This is a genomic window from Actinomycetospora sp. TBRC 11914 (assembly GCF_012933465.1).
GTDB lineage: Bacteria > Actinomycetota > Actinomycetes > Mycobacteriales > Pseudonocardiaceae > Actinomycetospora.
Window position 1 is genome coordinate 390,425 of the sequence record NZ_JABBND010000002.1, and the last position, 18,887, is coordinate 409,311.

General features: G+C 73.9%; 16 protein-coding genes. 8 read left to right on the forward strand and 8 right to left on the reverse strand.

Features of this window, described 5'->3' with window-relative positions:
- Positions 1–158: 158 nt before the first annotated feature.
- The 7 genes from gap to HH311_RS07815 all read left to right on the forward strand — a co-directional run bounded on the left by gap (position 159) and on the right by HH311_RS07815 (position 7,627).
- Positions 159–1,178, forward strand: a complete 1,020-nt coding sequence (gene gap, locus HH311_RS07785; RefSeq protein WP_169183033.1) for a type I glyceraldehyde-3-phosphate dehydrogenase — start codon at positions 159–161, stop codon at positions 1,176–1,178.
- The gene (locus HH311_RS07790; RefSeq protein WP_169183034.1) at positions 1,175–2,395 is read left to right on the forward strand and encodes a phosphoglycerate kinase; all 1,221 of its coding nucleotides are present in this window, start codon (positions 1,175–1,177) and stop codon (positions 2,393–2,395) included. The genes gap and HH311_RS07790 overlap by 4 nt, the downstream gene beginning before the upstream one ends.
- Positions 2,395–3,177, forward strand: coding sequence for a triose-phosphate isomerase (gene tpiA / locus HH311_RS07795; protein WP_169183035.1), 783 nt, complete (start codon positions 2,395–2,397; stop codon positions 3,175–3,177). The genes HH311_RS07790 and tpiA overlap by 1 nt, the downstream gene beginning before the upstream one ends.
- A gap of 362 nt (positions 3,178–3,539) precedes the next feature.
- On the forward strand, positions 3,540–3,776 hold the full coding sequence (gene secG / locus HH311_RS07800) for a preprotein translocase subunit SecG (protein WP_169183036.1): 237 nt from the start codon (positions 3,540–3,542) through the stop codon (positions 3,774–3,776).
- Positions 3,777–3,828: 52 nt separating this feature from the next.
- Entirely contained in the window at positions 3,829–4,173 is a 345-nt protein-coding gene (locus tag HH311_RS07805) for an RNA polymerase-binding protein RbpA (protein WP_169183037.1), read from the forward strand.
- 38 nt (positions 4,174–4,211) lie between these two features.
- The gene (locus HH311_RS07810; RefSeq protein WP_169183038.1) at positions 4,212–5,501 is read left to right on the forward strand and encodes a TrpB-like pyridoxal phosphate-dependent enzyme; all 1,290 of its coding nucleotides are present in this window, start codon (positions 4,212–4,214) and stop codon (positions 5,499–5,501) included.
- A gap of 152 nt (positions 5,502–5,653) precedes the next feature.
- Complete coding sequence (locus HH311_RS07815; protein ID WP_169183039.1) at positions 5,654–7,627, forward strand: acyl-CoA thioesterase/BAAT N-terminal domain-containing protein; 1,974 nt, start codon at positions 5,654–5,656, stop codon at positions 7,625–7,627.
- On the opposite strand, the gene HH311_RS07820 is transcribed toward HH311_RS07815, so the two are convergent.
- Both HH311_RS07820 and HH311_RS07825 read right to left on the reverse strand, forming a co-directional pair.
- Positions 7,589–8,083, reverse strand: coding sequence for an Lrp/AsnC family transcriptional regulator (locus HH311_RS07820; protein ID WP_169183040.1), 495 nt, complete (start codon positions 8,081–8,083; stop codon positions 7,589–7,591). The two genes, HH311_RS07815 and HH311_RS07820, sit on opposite strands and share 39 nt — an antisense overlap.
- 94 nt (positions 8,084–8,177) lie before the next feature.
- Entirely contained in the window at positions 8,178–9,653 is a 1,476-nt protein-coding gene (locus HH311_RS07825) for a PLP-dependent aminotransferase family protein (RefSeq protein WP_169183041.1), read from the reverse strand.
- Positions 9,654–9,767: 114 nt separating this feature from the next.
- On the opposite strand from HH311_RS07825, the gene HH311_RS07830 reads away from it, so the two are divergent.
- A complete protein-coding gene (locus tag HH311_RS07830; protein WP_169183042.1) occupies positions 9,768–10,040 on the forward strand; it encodes a hypothetical protein in 273 nt (90 codons plus the stop codon).
- 321 nt (positions 10,041–10,361) lie between these two features.
- On the opposite strand, the gene pgl is transcribed toward HH311_RS07830, so the two are convergent.
- From pgl to tkt, 6 genes are read right to left on the reverse strand one after another with little or no spacing between them, the layout of a single operon-like run.
- On the reverse strand, positions 10,362–11,183 hold the full coding sequence (gene pgl / locus HH311_RS07835; RefSeq protein WP_211189778.1) for a 6-phosphogluconolactonase: 822 nt from the start codon (positions 11,181–11,183) through the stop codon (positions 10,362–10,364).
- On the reverse strand, positions 11,180–12,130 hold the full coding sequence (locus HH311_RS07840) for a glucose-6-phosphate dehydrogenase assembly protein OpcA (RefSeq protein WP_169183043.1): 951 nt from the start codon (positions 12,128–12,130) through the stop codon (positions 11,180–11,182). The genes pgl and HH311_RS07840 overlap by 4 nt, the downstream gene beginning before the upstream one ends.
- A complete protein-coding gene (zwf, locus tag HH311_RS07845) occupies positions 12,131–13,678 on the reverse strand; it encodes a glucose-6-phosphate dehydrogenase (protein WP_169183044.1) in 1,548 nt (515 codons plus the stop codon).
- Positions 13,675–15,369, reverse strand: a complete 1,695-nt coding sequence (locus HH311_RS07850; RefSeq protein ID WP_169183045.1) for a glucose-6-phosphate isomerase — start codon at positions 15,367–15,369, stop codon at positions 13,675–13,677. The genes zwf and HH311_RS07850 overlap by 4 nt, the downstream gene beginning before the upstream one ends.
- Positions 15,366–16,487 carry a transaldolase gene (gene tal, locus HH311_RS07855; protein ID WP_169183046.1) on the reverse strand — a complete coding sequence of 374 codons (1,122 nt, stop codon included), beginning with the start codon at positions 16,485–16,487 and terminating at the stop codon, positions 15,366–15,368. The genes HH311_RS07850 and tal overlap by 4 nt, the downstream gene beginning before the upstream one ends.
- Positions 16,488–16,518: 31 nt before the next feature.
- Positions 16,519–18,597 (reverse strand): transketolase, encoded by a 2,079-nt coding sequence (gene tkt / locus HH311_RS07860; protein ID WP_169183130.1) that lies wholly within the window; start codon positions 18,595–18,597, stop codon positions 16,519–16,521.
- Between the last annotated feature and the right edge of the window lie 290 nt (positions 18,598–18,887).

The window sequence follows — 18,887 nt, forward strand, 5'->3', positions numbered from 1 at the left end:
GGTCCAGACGCCGGGAGCGGTGCCGCACACCACCCGTCGTCGCCTCGGCGAGGGACGTCCGCTTCGTTAGGGTCGCGTCGCCGGTGGGAACGTGGCTGCACGAGGCGCAGCCCCGATGCCGCGGCGGCGAAGCAGACCACGAGAGAAGGACGCGCCCTGTGACCATCAAGATCGGGATCAACGGCTTCGGGCGGATCGGCCGGAACGTGTTCCGCGCGCTGGAGAAGCAGCGGGCGGAGGGCACCGCCGACATCGAGGTGCTCGCGGTCAACGACATCACCGACAACGCCACCCTCGCGCACCTGCTGCGCTACGACTCGGTGCTGGGCCGGTTCGACGGCACCGTCGAGGTGGGTGACGACGAGCTCATCGTCAACGGCAAGCACGTCAAGGCCCTCGAGGAGCGCGACCCGGCGAACCTGCCGTGGGGCGACCTCGGCGTCGACGTCGTCATCGAGTCCTCGGGGATCTTCACCGACGCCGACTCGGCCGGGAAGCACCTCAAGGCGGGCGCCAAGAAGGTCGTCATCTCCGCCCCGGCCAAGGGCGAGGACCTCACGGTCGTCATGGGGATCAACGACTCGTCCTACGACGGCACCCAGAGCATCCTGTCCAACGCCTCCTGCACCACGAACTGCGTCGCCCCCATGGCGAAGGTGCTGCACGACGCGTTCGGCCTGCAGACCGGCTTCATGACCACGGTGCACGCCTACACCGGCGACCAGCGCGTCCACGACGCCCCGCACAAGGACCTGCGCCGGGCCCGCGCCGCCGCCGTCAATATCATCCCGACGACGACGGGTGCGGCCCAGGCGACCGCCCTGGCGCTGCCCGCGCTCGAGGGCAAGCTCAACGGCGTCGCGATGCGCGTGCCGGTGCCCGACGGCTCCGTCACCGACCTCACCGCGACGCTCGAGCAGGACGTCACCGTCGAGCAGGTCAACGAGGCGTTCAAGAAGGCCGCCGAGGGCGAGCTGAAGAACGTGCTCGTCTACACCGAGGACCCGATCGTCTCCACCGACATCGTCGGCTCGCCCGCGTCGTGCACCTTCGACGCCGGCATGACGAAGGTGCTGAACGGCAACACCGTGAAGATCATCGGCTGGTACGACAACGAGTGGGGCTACTCGAACCGCGTCGTGGACCTGACGACGCTGGTGGGTTCGAAGCTCTCGTGAAGACCGTCGACGACCTGCTGGCCGAGGGCGTGCAGGACCGGTTCGTGCTCCTGCGGGCCGACTTCAACGTGCCGCTCGACGGCTACACGATCACCGACGACGGCCGCATCCGCGCGGCGCTGCCGACGATCACCAAGCTCGTCGGCGGCGGCGCGAAGCTGCTGATCCTGGCGCACCTCGGCCGGCCGAAGGAGACCGAGCAGTTCGGGCGGGACCCGAAGGCGACGCTCTCGCCGGTGGCGGCCCGGCTGGGCCAGCTGCTCGACCAGCGGGTCTCGCTGGCCGAGGACGTGGTGGGGCAGTCGGCGCACAGCATCGCCGGGGCGCTGCTGCCCGGCGGGGTCGGCCTGCTGGCCAACGTGCGCTGCGACGCCCGCGAGACCGGGACGCCCGCGGAGCGAGACGCGCTGGCGACCGAGCTCGTCGACCTCGTCACCGGCGGCGACGGGCCGCCCGCGGCGTTCGTGTCCGATGGCTTCGGGGTGGTGCACCGCGAGCAGGCCTCGGTGGTCGAGATCGCCCGCAAGCTCCCGGCCTACGGTGGCGACCTCGTCGCCCGCGAGACCGAGGTGCTGCGGCGCCTGACCGGCGACCCGGCCCGGCCGTACGTCGTGATCCTCGGCGGGTCGAAGGTCTCCGACAAGCTCGCCGTGCTGACCAACCTGCTGCCGAAGGTCGACACGCTGCTGGTCGGCGGCGCGATGTGCTTCACCTTCCTCGCCGCGCAGGGTCACGACGTGGGCGGCTCCAAGCTGGAGTCCGACCAGGTCGAGACGTGCCGCGACCTCCTCGGGAAGTACGCCGACACGCTCGTGCTGCCGACCGACGTCGTCGTGGCCTCGGAGTTCTCCGCCGACGCCGAGACGCGCACGGTGTCGGTGGGGGAGATTCCCGAGGGCTGGATGGGCCTCGACGTCGGGCCGGAGACGGTGTCGCTCTTCGCGTCGAAGCTCGGCGACGCGGCCACGGTCTTCTGGAACGGGCCGATGGGCGTGTTCGAGCTGGCGCCGTTCGCGGCCGGCACCACCGGGGTCGCCGAGGCCGTCGCAGACAGCCCGGCGTTCAGCGTCATCGGCGGCGGCGACTCGGCGTCGGCGATCCGCGCGGCGGGCCTCGACGAGGAGCGGTTCGGCCACATCTCCACGGGCGGGGGAGCGTCGTTGGAGTTCCTCGAGGGCAAGGAACTTCCCGGCATCGCCGTTCTCGAGGAGGCCTAGTGGCGCGCAAGCCGCTCATCGCCGGCAACTGGAAGATGAACCTGAACCACCTCGAGGCCATCGGGGTCGTCCAGAAGCTCTACTTCGCGCTGCCGAGCAAGTACTACGACCACGTCGACGTCGCCGTGTGCCCCCCGTTCACCGACCTGCGCAGCGTGCAGACGGTGATCGACGCCGACTCGATGCCCATCACCTACGGCGGGCAGGACCTCTCGCCGGAGGAGTCGGGCGCGTTCACCGGGGACGTCTCGGGGGCGATGCTCGCGAAGCTCGGGTGCACCTACGTCATCGCCGGGCACTCCGAGCGGCGCACGATCCACGGCGAGGACGACGCGCTGGTCGCGCGGAAGGTGTCGGCCGCCCTGAGGAACGGGCTGACGGCGATCCTGTGCCTCGGCGAGGGGGAGGACGTCCGGGAGGCCGGCGCCCACGTCGGGCACTGCACCGGGCAGCTCGACGGCTCGCTCGCCGGGCTCTCCGCCGACGACGTCGCGAAGGTCGTCGTCGCCTACGAGCCGGTGTGGGCCATCGGCACCGGGAAGACCGCGACCACGCAGGACGCGCAGGAGGTCTGCCACGCGCTGCGCGAGCGGCTGCGCGAGGTCCACGGGCCCGCGGTGGCCGAGGCCGTGCGGATCCTCTACGGCGGGTCGGTGAAGTCGAACAACGTCAAGGAGCTCGTCGGGGAGGCCGACATCGACGGCGCCCTGGTGGGCGGGGCGTCGCTCGACCCCGAGGGGTTCGCGGAGCTGTGCGCGCTCGCGGCGGGCGGGCCGCTGTAGGGCCCTGCTCGTGTGCTGACCGAGGGGCCCCTTCGCGCGACTAGATCGAGCGAGGGGGCCCTTCGCTCGTTCCAGGTCCCGGCCGGCTGGCAGCCGACAATGGGGCTTTTCTGCCACTGGATCTGCACGCGATCAAGACGAGCACGCCGATAGGGACGCTTCGCTTCCACCGAGCCGGAGATCCGTCGTCACCCGGGAGTGACCTGCGGCGCGGGTGATCGTTGAGTCCGACGAGGCCCGCGCCCGCCAGGGTGTGACCCGGGGCCCTCCCGCCGGGAGCGCCGGGTAGTGTGACGCATGGACGCCCGCCCCGCAGGCCGGAGAGCCGCGGGGCACGGAATACGGAGGTCACGGAGCCCGAGATGCGACTGTTCCTCGACATCCTGCTCATCGTCTCCAGCGTGCTGCTGGTGCTGCTGGTGCTGTTGCACCGCGGACGGGGCGGTGGTCTCTCGTCGCTGTTCGGCGGCGGGGTGCAGTCGAGCCTCGCGGGCTCCAGCGTGGTCGAGAAGAACCTCGACCGCCTCACCCTGTTCGTCGGCGCGATCTGGCTGATCGCGATCGTCGGGACGGGCCTGCTCATCAAGATCGAGGGTTGACGGCCGGCCCGGACCGCCGCGCCGGGCCTGACGATGCGGAGGTAGCACCGACATGGCCACTGGCAACGCGATCCGGGGAACCCGAGTCGGATCAGGCCCGATGGGCGAGTCCGAGCGCGGGGAGAGCGCGGCCCGCATCGTGGTCTCGTTCTGGTGCTCGAACGGCCACGAGACCACTCCGTCGTTCGCCCACGACGCCGAGCTCCCCACCACCTGGGACTGCCCGCGCTGCGGCCTGCCCGCGAACACCGACATGAAGAACCCGCCGCCGGCGCGGCGCACCGAGCCGTACAAGACGCACCTGGCCTACGTGAAGGAGCGCCGCTCGGACGCCGACGGCGAGGCGCTCCTCGAGGAGGCCCTCGCCAAGCTCCGGGCCCGCCGCGGCGAGAACTGAGCGTTCCCACGCGGCCGCCCGGGTGACAAGGTGTCGCCGTGGCCGCACCGACCGATCCGCGGGGAACCGCCGACACCCGCTTCTCCCTGAGCCAGGCCGACATCCCGACCGCCTGGTTCAACGTCGCTCCGCACCTCGCGAGCCCGCTCGACCCGCCGTTGCACCCGGCGACGCGCGAGCCCGTGGGCCCCGACGACCTCGCCCCGCTCTTCGCGGCCGAGCTCATCGGCCAGGAGATGTCGGCGGACCCGTGGATCGACATCCCGGGCGAGGTCCTCGACGTGCTGCGCCTGTGGCGCCCCACGCCGCTGATCCGCGCCCGTCGCCTGGAGCAGGCGCTGGGCACGACGGCGAGGATCTACTTCAAGGACGAGTCCGTCTCGCCCGCCGGGTCCCACAAGCCGAACTCCGCGGTCCCGCAGGCGTTCTACAACGCCCGCGAGGGGATCACCCGCCTCGCCACGGAGACCGGCGCCGGCCAGTGGGGGACCGCGCTGGCGTTCGCGTGCGCGCAGTACGACCTCGAGTGCGCGGTCTACATGGTCCGCAAGAGCTTCGAGCAGAAGCCCTACCGCAAGGTGATCATGGAGACGTGGGGCGGCAGCGTCGTCGCGTCCCCCATCGACGACCCGGACAACGCCGGCTCCCTCGGCGCCGCGATCTCCGACGCGGTGCGTGACGCCGTCGGGCGGGAGGACACCCACTACGCCCTCGGCTCGGTGCTCAACCACGTGCTGCTGCACCAGACCGTCATCGGGCTCGAGGCCCAGCAGCAGCTCGCGCTCGCCGGCGAGACCCGGCCCGACGTCGTCATCGCGCCGTGCGGCGGCGGCTCGAACCTCGGCGGGGTGGCCCTGCCGTTCCTGCCCGACCCGACGGTGCGCCTGCTCGCGGCCGAGCCCGCCTCGTGCCCGACGCTGACCCAGGGCACCTACGAGTACGACTTCGGCGACACCGCCGGTCTCACGCCGCTGATGAACATGTACACGCTGGGCCACGACTTCATGCCGCCCGGCATCCACGCCGGCGGGCTGCGCTACCACGGCGACTCGCCGATCATCTCCAAGCTGGTCCACGAGGGCCGCATGGAGGCGGTCGCGCACCGCCAGCGCACGGTCTTCGAGGCCAACGTGCTGTTCGCCCGCGTCGAGGGGAAGCTTCCCGCGCCGGAGGCGGGCCACGGGATCGCGTCGGTCATCGCCGAGGCGAACGACGCGACCGCCAAGGGCGAGGACCGGGTCATCCTCTTCAACTACTGCGGCCACGGCCTGCTCGACCTCTCGGCCTACTCCGACCACCTGGCCGGGACCTTGCCCGACGAGCCCTAGCCCGAGGAGCCCTGGCCCGGGGAGCCCTGGCCCGAGGAGCCCTGGATCACCCGTCCGAGGGCACCTGCGCCGACCGCCCTGGTGCGGGTGCCGCCGGACGACGCAGCATCCGGAGCGCGCCGTCGTCGTCCCCGGCGCCGAGGGGTGGGTCGGTGGCCGTCGTCCTGGGCTTCGTCCCGTGGATCCTCTACTGGGTCCTCGTCGGCAACGCGCCGTTCCGGGTCGCGGTGCTCGCCGCGCTCGGGGTGGCCGCGCTCGGTGTCGCGGTCGGCGCCGCGCGGGGCACCCGCCCGACGGCGTTCGACCTCGGCAACGTCGGGGTGTTCGCGCTGCTCGCGGTGGCCGCCTTCGTCGTGCCGGACGCCCTGCTCGCGCGCTGGCTGCAGCCGCTGGGCAACGCCGGACTGCTGCTGGTCGCGCTCGTCGGGGTCCTCGCCGGGCATCCGTTCGTCCGGGACTACGCCGTGGCGTCGGTCGACGCGGCGACCGCCCGCTCCGACGGCTTCCGGGTCGTGACGACGGCGATGACGTGGCTGTGGGTCGGGGCGTTCGCCGCGATGACGGTGGTCTCCGCGGTCCCCCCGCTCCTCGACGGCGACGCGACCCTGCGCGACGCGGGGGACCCGCTCTCGGTCGTCTGCTACTGGGTGGTGCCGTTCGTGCTGCTCGGGCTCGCCGGCCTGGTCAGCGGGCTCTTCCCGCCGTGGTTCGACCGCGCGACGGCGGCCGTGGACGCGCGCACCGCCCACGACCCGCCGCCCGCGACCCAGCCTGTGCCGGTGCCGCCGGCCGCGTCAGGGCTCGTCGTCGAGGCCCCGGCGGACTCCCGCCACGACGAACCGTTCGCGCTGGTGGTCCGGGGTGCCGCGGCCGGCGCGACCGTCCGGGTCACGACCGAGGGCGTCGACCTCGCCGGCCGGCCCTGGCGGTCCGTCGCGGACCTCGTCGCGGGCGCGGACGGCGCCGTGGACGCCGCGGTGACCGCCCCGGTGGCCGGTGACTGGGACGGCGCCGACCCCGACGCGGCGCTGTGGGCGATGCGGTTCGCCGCGACCGGGGAGGTGCCCGACCTGTTCGTGCCTCCCGACCCGTGGCTGGTGACGGTGCGCGCCGCCGTCGCCGACGGCCCGTCCGGTGGCGTCGTGGTGCGGCGGCGGGCCGCGGACCCCGACGTGCGGACGCAGCCGTTCCCGGTGGAGGGCCGCCCGGGGCTCCTCGCCCTGCCCGCGGGCCCGCCCCCGGCCGGCGGGTGGCCGGGCGTGGTCTGTTTCGGGGGCTCCGAGGGCGGCCACGAGTCGCAGATCGGGTCCGCGCTCCTGTACGCCTCGCACGGGTATGCCGCGCTCGCCGCGACCTGGGTCGAGGCCGGGCCCGACGGCGAGGTCGTCGTCGCCCACGTGCCCCTGGAGCGCTTCACCACCGCGATCACCGCCCTCGCCGCCCACGCCGACGTCGACGCCGCGCGGATCGTCGCGACGGGCATCTCCCGCGGCGCCGAGGGCCTCCTCGCCGCGTGCGCGCAGCCCGCGACGCCCGCGCCGGCCGGGGTGGTGCTGCTCAGCCCGAGCAGCGTGGCGTGGCAGGCCGTGGGCGGTGACGGCGAGGTCCCCGGAACCGGGTCGTGGACGACGGGCGGCCGGCCGGTCCCGTGGCGACCGCTGCCCGCCGGGGCGCTCATGCCCCAGATCGTCCGCAACGCGTGGCGGCTCGGCGCCGACGAGCGCGCCCACCGGCCGAGCCTGCTGCGGCTGCGGCCCGCCTACGCCGCCGGCCTCGCGGCAGACGGACCGGGCGCGATCGACGCCGGGCGGGTGGCGGCGCCGGTGCTGCTGATCGCCGGCGACGACGACGCCGTCTGGCCCGGCGGTCCCATGGCCCGGGAGCTGGCCGACCGGCGGTGGCGGCCCGACGACGAACTCGTCATCCACCCCGGCGCGGGGCACCTGACGCGGCTCGGGACGCTGCCCACCGACGCGCCCTGGACCGGCGGCATCGCGCTCGGGGGCGAGCGGGCCGCCCAGGCCGCGGCGAACCGCGACGCCACGGCCCGCGTGCTCGCCTTCCTCGCCCGGGTCTGCGCCCCCGCGTCAGCCCGCGATGCCGACCGGCCGGGGCTCCACCAGTGACGTCTTGATCACCGAGGTGACCGTCGAGCCCCGGTCGATCCAGAGCTCGAGCACGCGGTCGAGGTCGGCCACGTCGCGCACCTGGATGCGGACGAGCAGGCAGTCCTCCCCGGTGATGCGGTGCGCCTCGACGACCTCGGGCTGGCGCGCGACGAGCTGCTCCACCGCCTTGCCCTGCCCGAGCGCGGGCCGCACCCGGACCCAGGCACCGATCGGGAAGCCGACGGCCGCCGGGTCGATGTCGAGCCGGTAGCCGCGGATCACCCCCGCGCGCTCGAGACGCTGCACCCGCTCGGTCACCGCGGGCGCGGACATCCCGACGCGGCGGGCGAGCGCGCTCATCGACGCCCGCGGGTCGTCGGCGAGGGCCCGCAGGATGGCCCGGTTGACGTCGTCCAGGAGGCCCTTGTCGTTCTCCAGGCCGTGGGCCGTCCCGGCTTCGCGAACTGCAGTCACCTGGCCACTATGACCGTGGTTCCGCCATGGAGTCCAGCCCTCCGGCTTCGGAGGATGGAGGCCTCGGTGACGGAGGTGGGACGCGGTGACCAGGTCAGACGACGGGCGCGAGCATCGCCGGAGCACCGACCCCGAGCGTCTCCCACGCGGTGGCGAGGCGGGCCACGGCGTCGTCGAGCACGTCGACGGGGTGGGTGTAGGGCACCCGCAGGAACCCCTCGAACGCGCCGCCGGTGCCGAACCGCGGCCCCGCCGCGAGGTGCAGCCCGTGCCGTGCGGCCGCCTCGACGAGCACGCTCGAGCGGGGCGCGCCGAGGTCGACCCACAGGCTGAGCCCGCCGCCCGGCCGCGGGGCGTGCCAGTCGGGCAGGGCGCGCGCGAGCGCGGTGAGCAGGTGGTCGCGGCGCGCGGCCATGACCGCGCGGCGTTCGGGCAGCAGGTCGTCGAGCCGGCGCAGCAGGGCCGCCGCCACGAGCTGCTCGAGCACCGGCGAGGCGATGTCGTCGGAGGCCCGGCTGGTGGCGACCCGGCGCAGCACCGCCCGCGGCCCGCGCAGCCAGCCGATCCGCACGCCACCCCACACCGACTTGGAGAGGGACCCGAGGGTCAGCACCGGCGCCTCGCCGGGCACCGTCGCCCAGGACCCGAGCGGCGGCGGCACGGGGTCGTCGAGCCACAGGTCGCGCAGGCAGTCGTCGACCACCAGCGGCACCCCGTGGCGGCGGGCGGCCGCGGCGACGCCGCCCCGGGCCTCGGCGTCCATCACGCCGCCGGTGGGGTTGTGGTGGTCGGGGACGAGGTAGGCCAGCGCCGGGGACGACTCCCGCAGTCCCGCGGCGAACGCGGCGACGTCCCAGCGGGCCCGCCCGGCGGCGTCGCGGTCGAGGGCCATCGGTACCGGGCGCGCCGAGGCGTGGCGGACCAGGTCGATCGCGTTGGGGTAGGTGGGCTGCTCGAGCAGCACCCGGTCCCCGGGCCGGACCAGGGCGCGCACGACGAGCGCGTGGGCGTGCTGGGAGCCCGCTGTCACCATCACCTCGTCCGGCGTGGTCGGCAGGCCCTGCGCGGTGAGCCGGTCCGCGACGAGCCCGCGCAGGACGGGCAGGCCGAGCAGGTCGTACCCGGGCCCGACGAGGTGGCCCGGCAGCTCGGCGAGGGCCTCCTGTCCGGCCTCGGCCATCGCGTCGGCGGGCGCCGCGGGGGCGGCGTGGGCGAGGTCGATGACGTCCGAGGCGATCCCCGAGGGGCTGGCGCTGGTGGGCGCGAAGGGGACGACGGGGGTCGACGACGAGCCCTCGCCCGGCAGCGCCGTCCAGGTGCCCGAACCGCGTCGCCGCGCGAGGTGCCCGCTGCCGCGCAGGTCGTCGTAGGCGGCGGCCACCGTGCCCCGCCCGATGCCGAGCGCGGCGGCGAGCTCGCGCTCGCTGGGGACGCGGGTCCCGACGGCGAGGCGGCCGTCGGAGAGCAGCGTGCGCACCCGGTCCGCCAGCGCCGCGTACCCGGCCCGCCCGTCGGCCGAGAGGTCCCCGAGGTGGCGCACGAAGGCCGACCCGTTCAGCTGCTGCTCCATGGTGCGCCTGCCACTTCTGCCACTGTTCCTGCCACTCGGCTGCCACTGGCGGTGTCGCCACCTGCCACTGGGGGCCACTGTAGACCCAGAACCTGCCACCGGAGGAGAACCACCATGCTCACCGTGCTCGGAGCCCTCGTCGTCCTCGCCGTCCTCGCGGTCGCCCGCTACGGCGCCGACACCCGCTTCGACAGCGGGCCCGATCCGCGCGATCCGGCCCGCCCGCGGGGACCGCAGTACGCGCACACCCCGGCGGCCGACCTCCGGCTGCTGGCCGCGTTCGGCCGGCGCGTGGCCGCCCACCGGCACCTGTGGGACGCCCACGACCGGGCGCTGCGCCCCTGGGAGCGCGAGCGCGCCGGCGCTCGGCCGCGCGTCAGGGGCTGAGGTTCGGTGCCGGCGCCGAGTGGGCTCCCACGGCTGCCCGGGGAGCCGTGAGGGTCCACTGGGCCGGGCCGCCGGTGCCGAGCGGGCTCCCAAGGTTGTCGAGGGAGCCGTGTGGGTCCACTGGGCCGGGCCGGCGATGCCGAGTGGGCTCCCACGGCTGTCGGGGGAGCCGTGAGGGCCCACTGGGCCGGGCCACCTATCCCGAGTGGGCGCCCACGGCTGTTCGGGGAGCCCTGAGGGCCCACTCGGCCGGCTCGACAACCGGCCGGCCGGTCCCGAGTGGACTCCTACAGCTGCCCGCCGAGGACGGCGGACCGGGGGTCAGAGCTGCGACGCGGCCTCGCGGTCCAGCAGCCACAGCGTGTGCTCGGACCCGGCGAGCCCGGCGAGCGGGACCTCGACCTCGCTCGCTCCCCGCGCGGCCCGGCCCAGCGCCTCGGCCTTGGCGGAGCCCGTCGCGAGGAGCCAGACGTCGCGGGCGGCCCGCGACGCGGCGAGGGTCAGCGTGATGCGCGTCGGTGGCGGCTTCGGGCAGTCCCGGACCGCCACCACGCCGGCCGCGGTGGCGTGCACGGCGGGGGAGTGGGGGAAGACCGAGAGCGTGTGGCCCTCGGGCCCGCACCCGGCGAGGAGCACGTCGAACGCCGGCACCCCGGGCACCCCGGGGGCCTCGCCGAGCCGCGCGGCGGCCGCCGTCAGGACCTGTGCGTAGGCCTCGGCGCCCTGGTCGGGGTCGGCCGTGCCGTGCAGCTCGACGTCCCCCGCGTCCTGCGCGGCGTGCCCCGGGGACGAGGACGCCATCGGGTGCACCCGGGCGGGGTCGAGCGGCAGCGAGTCGAGCAGGGCCTCCCGGGCCTGGGCGTCGTTGCGCTCGGGGTCCCCGGCCGGCACGAAGCGCTCGTCACCCCAGAAGACGTCGACCCGCGACCAGTCCACCTGGTCCCGGCCCGCCGTGGTGGCGACGGCGCGCAGCATCGCGATGCCGATGCCGCCGCCGGTGAGCACCACCGACGCGACCCCGCGCGCGGCCTGCGCCTGCGCGAGCGCGGCCACCAGCCGCGCGGCGCCGTCGGCCGCGACCTCCTGCTCGTCGTCGTGCACGACCACCTCGCGGCCCGCCACGACCCGTCCGCCGGTGCTCATGCCTTCACCTTCGCACGCGACGACCGCCTGCCGTGCGACCGCGGCACGTTCTCGAGCGCCTCGCGGAAGATCTCGTCCGGGTCGAGGCGCCGCAGCTCCTCGGCCAGGCACTCCCGCACCGTGCGGCGCGCCAGCGCCACGCGACGGGTCGGCTGACCGGGCTGGGAGAGGCGGGCGGTCTTGCTGTCGATGCGGCGGAGCTCCACCGGCCCGGAGGGACGCTCGAGGCGCACCGAGCCGATGCCACCACCCGGCACGTCGGCGACGGTGACCTCGACGGGCGCCCCGAGCCGGGACGAGAGCCATCCGGCCAGCAGGTCCGCCGAGGCGGAGTCCGCCTCGCCGGACACCTCGATGCGGGTGACGTCCTCGTGCGGCGGCTCGTCGAGCGCCGCGGCGAGCAGGCCCCGCCAGGAGGTGACGCGGGTCCAGGCGAGGTCGGTGTCGCCGGGCCGGTAGTTCCCGCCGACCTTGGCGAGGGTCTTCGACGGCGAGCGCGTGGTGGACACGTCGGTGATCCGCCGCCCGGCGACCGACCCGATCGGGTCCTCGGCCGGCGCGGCCGGCGGCTCGCCGGGCCACCACGTGACGATCGGGGCGTCGGGGAGCAGCAGCGGCACGATGATGCTGCCGCCCTGGTCGGAGAGCGGCCCGTACATCCGCAGCACGATGACCTCGCTCGCGCCGGCGTCGCCGCCGATGCGGATCTGGGCGTCGAGCCGGGAGGCCGCCCGCCGCTGACCCCGCGCGAGCACGAGCACGCGGCACGGATGCTCGCGCGAGGCGTCGTTGGCGGCCTGGATGGCGCTCTCGGCGCCGGACCCGTCCTCGGTGGAGATGACGAGCGTGAGCACCCGGCCCAGCGCCACCGCGCCCGCGCTCTCGCGCAGCTCCACCATCTTGCGGTTGACCGCCGACGTGTCGGTCGACGGGAGGTCGACGATCATCTACGGACGCCTCCAGACGCGGCCGGTGCGCGAGAGCATCTCGTCGGCGGACTTCGGGCCCCAGGTACCCGCCGGGTAGGCGTCGGGGGAGCCCTCGCGGTGCCACTTCTCGATCACGGGATCGAGGATCCGCCAGGACAGCTCGACCTCGGTGTTGGTGGGGAAGAGCGACGGCTCGCCGAGCAGGACGTCGAGCAGCAGGCGCTCGTAGGCCTCGGGGGAGGCCTCGGTGAACGCGGTGCCGTACCCGAAGTCCATCGTCACATCGCGGACCTCCATCCCCGACCCGGGGACCTTGGAGCCGAACCGCAGCGTCACGCCCTCGTCGGGCTGCACCCGCACGACCAGCGCGTTCTGACCGAGCTCCTCGGTCATCGTCTGGTCGAACGGCAGGTGCGGGGCGCGCTTGAACACCACCGCGATCTCGGTGACGCGGCGCCCGAGCCGCTTGCCGGTGCGCAGGTAGAACGGCACCCCGGCCCAGCGGCGGGTGTCGACGGTGCAGGTGATGGCCGCGTAGGTCTCGGTGACCGAGTCCGGCGGGAAGCCCTCCTCCTGCTGCAGGCCCTTGACCTCGGTCGAGCCCTGCCACCCGGCGGTGTACTGCCCGCGGGCGGTGGTCTCGTCCAGCGGCTCGGCGAGCTTCGTCGCCGAGAGGACCTTGATCTTCTCCTCGCGCAGGTCGTGCGGGGAGAACGACAGCGGCTCCTCCATCGCGGTGAGCGCGAGCAGCTGCAGCAGGTGGTTCTGGATGACGTCGCGGGCCGCGCCGATGCCGTCGTAGTAGCCGGCCCGGCCGCCCACCCCGATGTCCTCGGCCATCGTGATCTGCACGTGGTCGACATGGTGGGAGTTCCAGATCGGCTCGAACAGCTCGTTGGCGAAGCGCAGCGCCAGCAGGTTCTGCACCGTCTCCTTGCCGAGGTAGTGATCGATGCGGAACACCGACTCCTCGGGGAAGACGTCGTTGACGATCTCGTTGAGCTCCCGCGCGGAGGCAAGGTCGTGCCCGAACGGCTTCTCGATGACCACCCGGCGCCAGGCGTCCTCCGTGGAGTCCGCGAGGCCCGACCGGGAGAGCTGCTTGCACACCGTCGGGAACGCGTCCGGCGGGATGGAGAGGTAGAACGCGTGGTTGCCGTTGGTGCCGCGGCTCTCGTCGAGCTCGTGCACGCACGCGGCGAGCGTGTCGAACGCGTCGTCGTCGTCGAAGGTGCCCTGCACGAAGCGCAGGCCCTCGGCGAGCCGGTCCCACACCTCCGAGCGGAACGGCGTCCGCGCGTGCTCGCGCACCGCGTCGTGCACCACCTCGGCGAAGTCCTCGTCCGCCCAGTCCCGCCGGGCGAACCCGACCAGCGCGAAGCCCGGCGGCAGCAGGCCCCGGTTCGCCAGGTCGTAGATCGCCGGCATGAGCTTCTTGCGCGCGAGGTCGCCGGTCACGCCGAACAGCACCAGCCCGCTCGGGCCGGCGATGCGTGGCAGCCGCTTGTCCCGCGGGTCGCGCAGGGGGTTGTTCCAGCCGTCGGTCGGGGAGCCGTCACGGCTCACCGCGTCACCTCCGTGACCGCGTTCGCGAGGGCCACCAACCCGGCCGCCCGGTCGGCCAGGTGCACGCGCAGCACGGGACGCCCGTGGTCGGTGAGGACCTGGGCGTCGCCCGCCGCCTGGGCGTGCTGGAGCTGGCCGAACGTGAAGGGCTGGTCGGGGATGGCCAGGTCGTCGGCCACCGAACCCGTGATCTGCAGGAACACGCCGTTCTGGTGGCCGCCCTTGTGGTACTGCCCGGTGGAGTGCAGGAAGCGCGGACCCCAGCCGAACGTCGTCTGCAGGTGGGTCCGCTCCGCGACCTCGGGGCGCAGCACCCCGGCCGAGGCGTCGTCGAGCCGGTCGAGATAGGCCTGCACGGCGACGTAGCCGTGGTCGGGCGCGGCGTCGATCAGCGCCTGCAGGGCCTGGGCGAGCGTGCCCGGCGAGCCGAGCCAGTCCCCGCCGCGCACCTCGACGGGTCCCTCGACGAGCACCGGGGGCTCGTCCTGCGCCGGGCCCGAGCCGGAGCCGGCCGCCGCGAGCAGGTCACGCGTGGCCTGCTTGGCCGACTCGACGTCGGGCTGGTCGAACGGGTTGATCCCGATGAGCCGCCCGGCCAGCGCGATGGCCGTCTCCCACAGCAGGAACTGGCCGCCGAGGGTGCCCTCGGCCGCGATCTGGGCGTTCCCGACGGCGGGCCCGATCGTCACCACGGTCGCGTCGCTGCCGTGGTCGGCGAAGCCCGGGGCCTCGGGCGACTCGACGACGACGGGCAGCAGCCCGAGGCCCTGCTTGCCCGTCGACTCCGCGATCAGCTGCTCGGCCCAGTCACCGAAGCCGATCAGGCCGGAGCCGGAGTCGGCCAGCACGACCTTCTCGGCGCCCGCGTTGTGGGCGGCGGCCAGCGCCGCACCGAGCAGGACCGCCGGGTTGTCGGCGCTGTCGGCCTGCAGCGCGGGCGCCGCGGCCGCGGCCTCGTCGAGCAGCTGCCCGACGTCGACCCCGGCGAGCGCGGACGGCACGAGCCCGAACGCGGTGAGCGCCGAGTAGCGCCCGCCCACCTCGGGGTCGGCCTCGATCGTGGCGCGGTAGCCCAGCTCGGAGGCGAGCTGCTCGAGCTTCGTGCCCGGGTCGGTCACGACGACCATGCGGCTCGCCGCGTCGATGCCGTTGGCCTCGAAGACCTGGGTGAACGTGCGCCGCTGGCTGTCGGTCTCGACGGTGCCGCCGGACTTCGAGCTCACCACCAGCACCGTGCGCGACAGGTCCCCGGCGAGCGCGTCGGAGACCTGGCCGGGGTCGGTGGTGTCGAGCACCGTGATCGGGTGCGCGCCCCCGACCGCGGAGCCGGAGCGGGTGTGGCAGATGACCTCGGGGGCGAGCGACGAGCCGCCCATGCCGGCGAGGACCACCCGGTCGACGCCCTCGGCGTGCAGGTCACCGCGCAGGGCGGAGAGCCGCTCGACCAGCGGGCGCGACGTCTCGTGCAGCGACACCCAGCTCAGGCGCTTGGACGCCTCGCTCTGCGCGTCCGGCCCCCACAGCGTGGGGTCCTGGCGGGCCAGGGCCGACGGCACGGCGTCGCCGACGAGCTTCTCGACGAGCGCCGCGGCGGCGTCGGCCAGCTGCGGGTCGACCAGGGAGACCGAGACGCCGCTGCCCCCCGCTCCATGGGTCGAGCTCCGCTGCGCTCCGTCTCCCGCCGCGCTCACGCCTGCTCCGGGCTGCGCCGCGTCAGCTGCTCGGACACGGTCTCGAGCAGCTCCTTCCAGGCGTCGTCGAACTTCTGGACGCCCTCGTCCTCGAGGACCTGGTAGACGTCGTCGACGTCGATGCCCACCTCGGAGAGCGCGGCGAAGACCTCGGCCGCGGCGTCCGCCGTGCCCGACACCGCGTCCCCGTGCAGCTCGCCGTGGTCGGCGAACGCCTCGAGGGTGGCCTCGGGCATGGTGTTGACCGTGTTCGGGGCGACCAGCTCGGTCACGTACATCGTGTCCGGGTAGGCCTTGTTCTTGACGCCGGTGGAGGCCCAGAGCGGGCGCTGCGGGTTGGCGCCCGCCCCCTGCAGCGTCGCCCACCGCTCGGTGCCGAACACGTCCAGGTAGGCCTGGTAGGCGAGGCGGGCGTTCGCGACGGCGGCCGTGCCCCGCAGCGCGAGCGCCGCGTCGGTGCCGATCTTCTCGAGCCGCTTGTCGACCTCGCTGTCCACGCGCGAGACGAAGAACGAGGCGACCGAGGCCATGCCCGAGATGTCGTGGCCGTTGGCCTTGGCCTGCTCCATCCCGGCGAGGAAGGCGTCCATGACGGCGCGGTAGCGGTCGACCGAGAAGATCAGCGTGACGTTCACGCTGATGCCCTCGGCGAGCGTCCGCGTGATCGCCGGGATGCCCTCGGGCGTCGCCGGGATCTTGATCATCAGGTTGGGGCGGTCGACCGTCTTCCACAGGTCGACGGCCTCGTCGACGGTGGCGTCGGTCTTGTGGGCGTTGCGCGGGTCGACCTCGAGGGAGACCCGACCGTCCTTGCCGCCGGTCTCCGTCCAGACCCCGCGGAAGATGTCGCACGCGTGCCGGACGTCGTCGGTGGTGATCTCGCGGACCGCCTCGTCGACGTCGGCGCCGCGGCGGGCGAGGTCGTCGAGCTGCTCGGCGTAGTAACTGGCGTCGGCCAGGGCGTTCTGGAAGATCGACGGGTTCGAGGTGACCCCGACGACGTGCTTCTGCTCGATCAGCGTCTTGAGGTTGCCGCTCATGATCCGCTGACGGGAGAGGTCGTCGAGCCAGATGGAGACGCCGGCGGCCGAGAGGTCGGCCAGGGGGGTGGTGCTCATGGTGTCCTCCGGATGGGACGTTGGTGGCCGGTCAGGACGTCGCGCGGGCCAGTGTGCGGCGCGCCGCGTCCACGACGGCCTCGGCGGTGAAGCCGAACTTCTCGAACAGGGTCTTGTAGTCCGCGCTCGCGCCGAAGTGCTCGATGGAGACGGGCTCGCCGACGGCGCCGAGGTGGCGGAACCACGGCTGGGCGACGCCGGCCTCGACGGAGACGCGGGCGGTCACGGAGGAGGGCAGCACGCTCTCCCGGTAGTCGTCGTCCTGGTTCTCGAACCAGTCGAGGCAGGGCACCGAGACCACGCGGGTCGGCACGCCGTCGGCCTCCAGCGTGGTGCGGGCCTCGACCGCGAGCTGCACCTCGGAGCCGGTGGCCATGATGATCACCTGCGGGGTGCCGCCACCCGCCTCGGCGAGCACGTAGGCGCCCTTCGCGACGCCCTCGGCCGAGGTGCCCTCGAGCACCGGCAGGTTCTGGCGGGTGAGCGCGAGGCCGGCCGGTCCCGTGGGGTTGTCGAGGATCGCCTTGAACGCGTGGGCGGTCTCGTTCGGGTCGGCCGGGCGGACCACGGACATCCGCGGGATCGCCCGCAGGCTCGCCAGCTGCTCGATCGGCTGGTGGGTCGGCCCGTCCTCGCCGAGCCCGATCGAGTCGTGGGTCCAGATGTAGAGGGTGTTGAGGTTCATCAGGGCCGCGAGGCGGACCGGCGGGCGCATGTAGTCGGAGAAGATGAGGAAGGTCCCGCCGAACGGGCGGGTGCCGCCGTGCAGCGTGATGCCGTTGAGGATCGAGCCCATGGCGTGCTCGCGGACCCCGAAGTGCAGGACCCGGCCGTAGGGGCTCATCTGGCCCCACATGTTCGTCTTCACCGTCGACGGCCCGAACGACGGCGAGTCCGGGATCGTCGTGTTGTTGCTCTCGGCGAGGTCGGCCGAGCCGCCCCAGAGCTCGGGGAGCGCGGGACCCACGGCGCCGAGGATCGCCTGCAGCGCCTTGCGGGTGGCGAGCGGCTTGTCGTCGGTGCTCCAGGTGGGCAGGTTCTCCGCCCATCCGGCGGGCAGCTCGCGCTTGGCCATGCGGTCGAAGAGCTCGCGACGCTCCGGGTTGGCCGAGGCCCAGTCGTCGAACTGCTTGTTCCAGGCCTCGTGGGCCTCGCGCCCGCGGTCCTTCACCTTGCGGGCGTGGGAGAGCACCTCGTCGGAGACCTCGAACGACTTGTCCGGGTCGAAGCCGAGGATCTTCTTGACGGCCGCGACCTCGTCGGCGCCGAGTGCGGCGCCGTGTGCCGTGCCGGTGTTCATCTTGTCCGGCGCCGGATAGCCGATCACGGTCCGCAGCGCGATGAAGCTCGGCCGGTCGGTGACCGCCTTGGCGTTGTCGATCGCCTCGCGGATCCCGACGACGTTCTCGCCGCCGCGCACCACCTGGGTGTGCCAGCCGTAGGCCTCGTAGCGGCCGACGACGTCCTCGGAGAGCGCGACGGTGGTGTCGTCCTCGATCGAGATGTGGTTGTCGTCGTAGAAGACGATGAGGTTGCCGAGCTGCTGGCGGCCGGCGATCGAGCTGGCCTCCGCCGTCACGCCCTCCTCGATGTCCCCGTCCGAGGCGATGACGTAGATGAAGTGGTCGAAGGGGCTCTCCCCGGGCGCGGCGTCCGGGTCCCAGAGGCCGCGCTCCCGGCGGGCCGCCATCGCCATGCCGACCGACGAGGCCAGGCCCTGGCCCAGCGGGCCGGTGGTGATCTCGACGCCGGTGGTGTAGCCGTGCTCGGGGTGCCCCGGGGTGCGGGAGCCCCAGGTGCGCAGCTGCTCGAGGTCCTGCAGCTCCAGGCCGTACCCGGAGAGGAAGAGCTGGATGTAGAGCGTGAGGCTCGAGTGGCCGGCGGAGAGGACGAAGCGGTCCCGGCCGGGCCAGTCGGCGTCGGTGGGGTCGTGCCGCATCGTGTGCTGGAACAGCGTGTAGGCCAGCGGGGCCAGGGCCATCGCCGTGCCGGGGTGGCCGTTGCCGACCTTCTGCACCGCGTCGGCGGCCAGCACCCGGATGGTGTCGACCGTGCGGTCGTCGATCTCGGACCAGTCGTCCGGCCGGTGCGGGGTGGTGAGGGCCGCGATCTCGTCGGGCGATTCACTCGCCGGGTGGGTGCCTTCCACGTCGGTCGTCGTCACGAACGTGCTCTCCCTGCTCTCGCGTGGTGAGCCGCGGTGCGGCGCCCGCAGCTCCGTTTCCTCCGGACCCACCGGCGGGCCGTTCGGGGTCTGACCTGCTGGTCGGCCGGCTGGATCGATCCCGAACTCCCGTCGAGACCATCGTGCCACGCCGAGGTGGCACCTGGCTGCACCCTCGGATGCCGGTTCGCATCTACCCGTTCCCGCGTGCGCGGACACGCGCGCCTACGATCGGT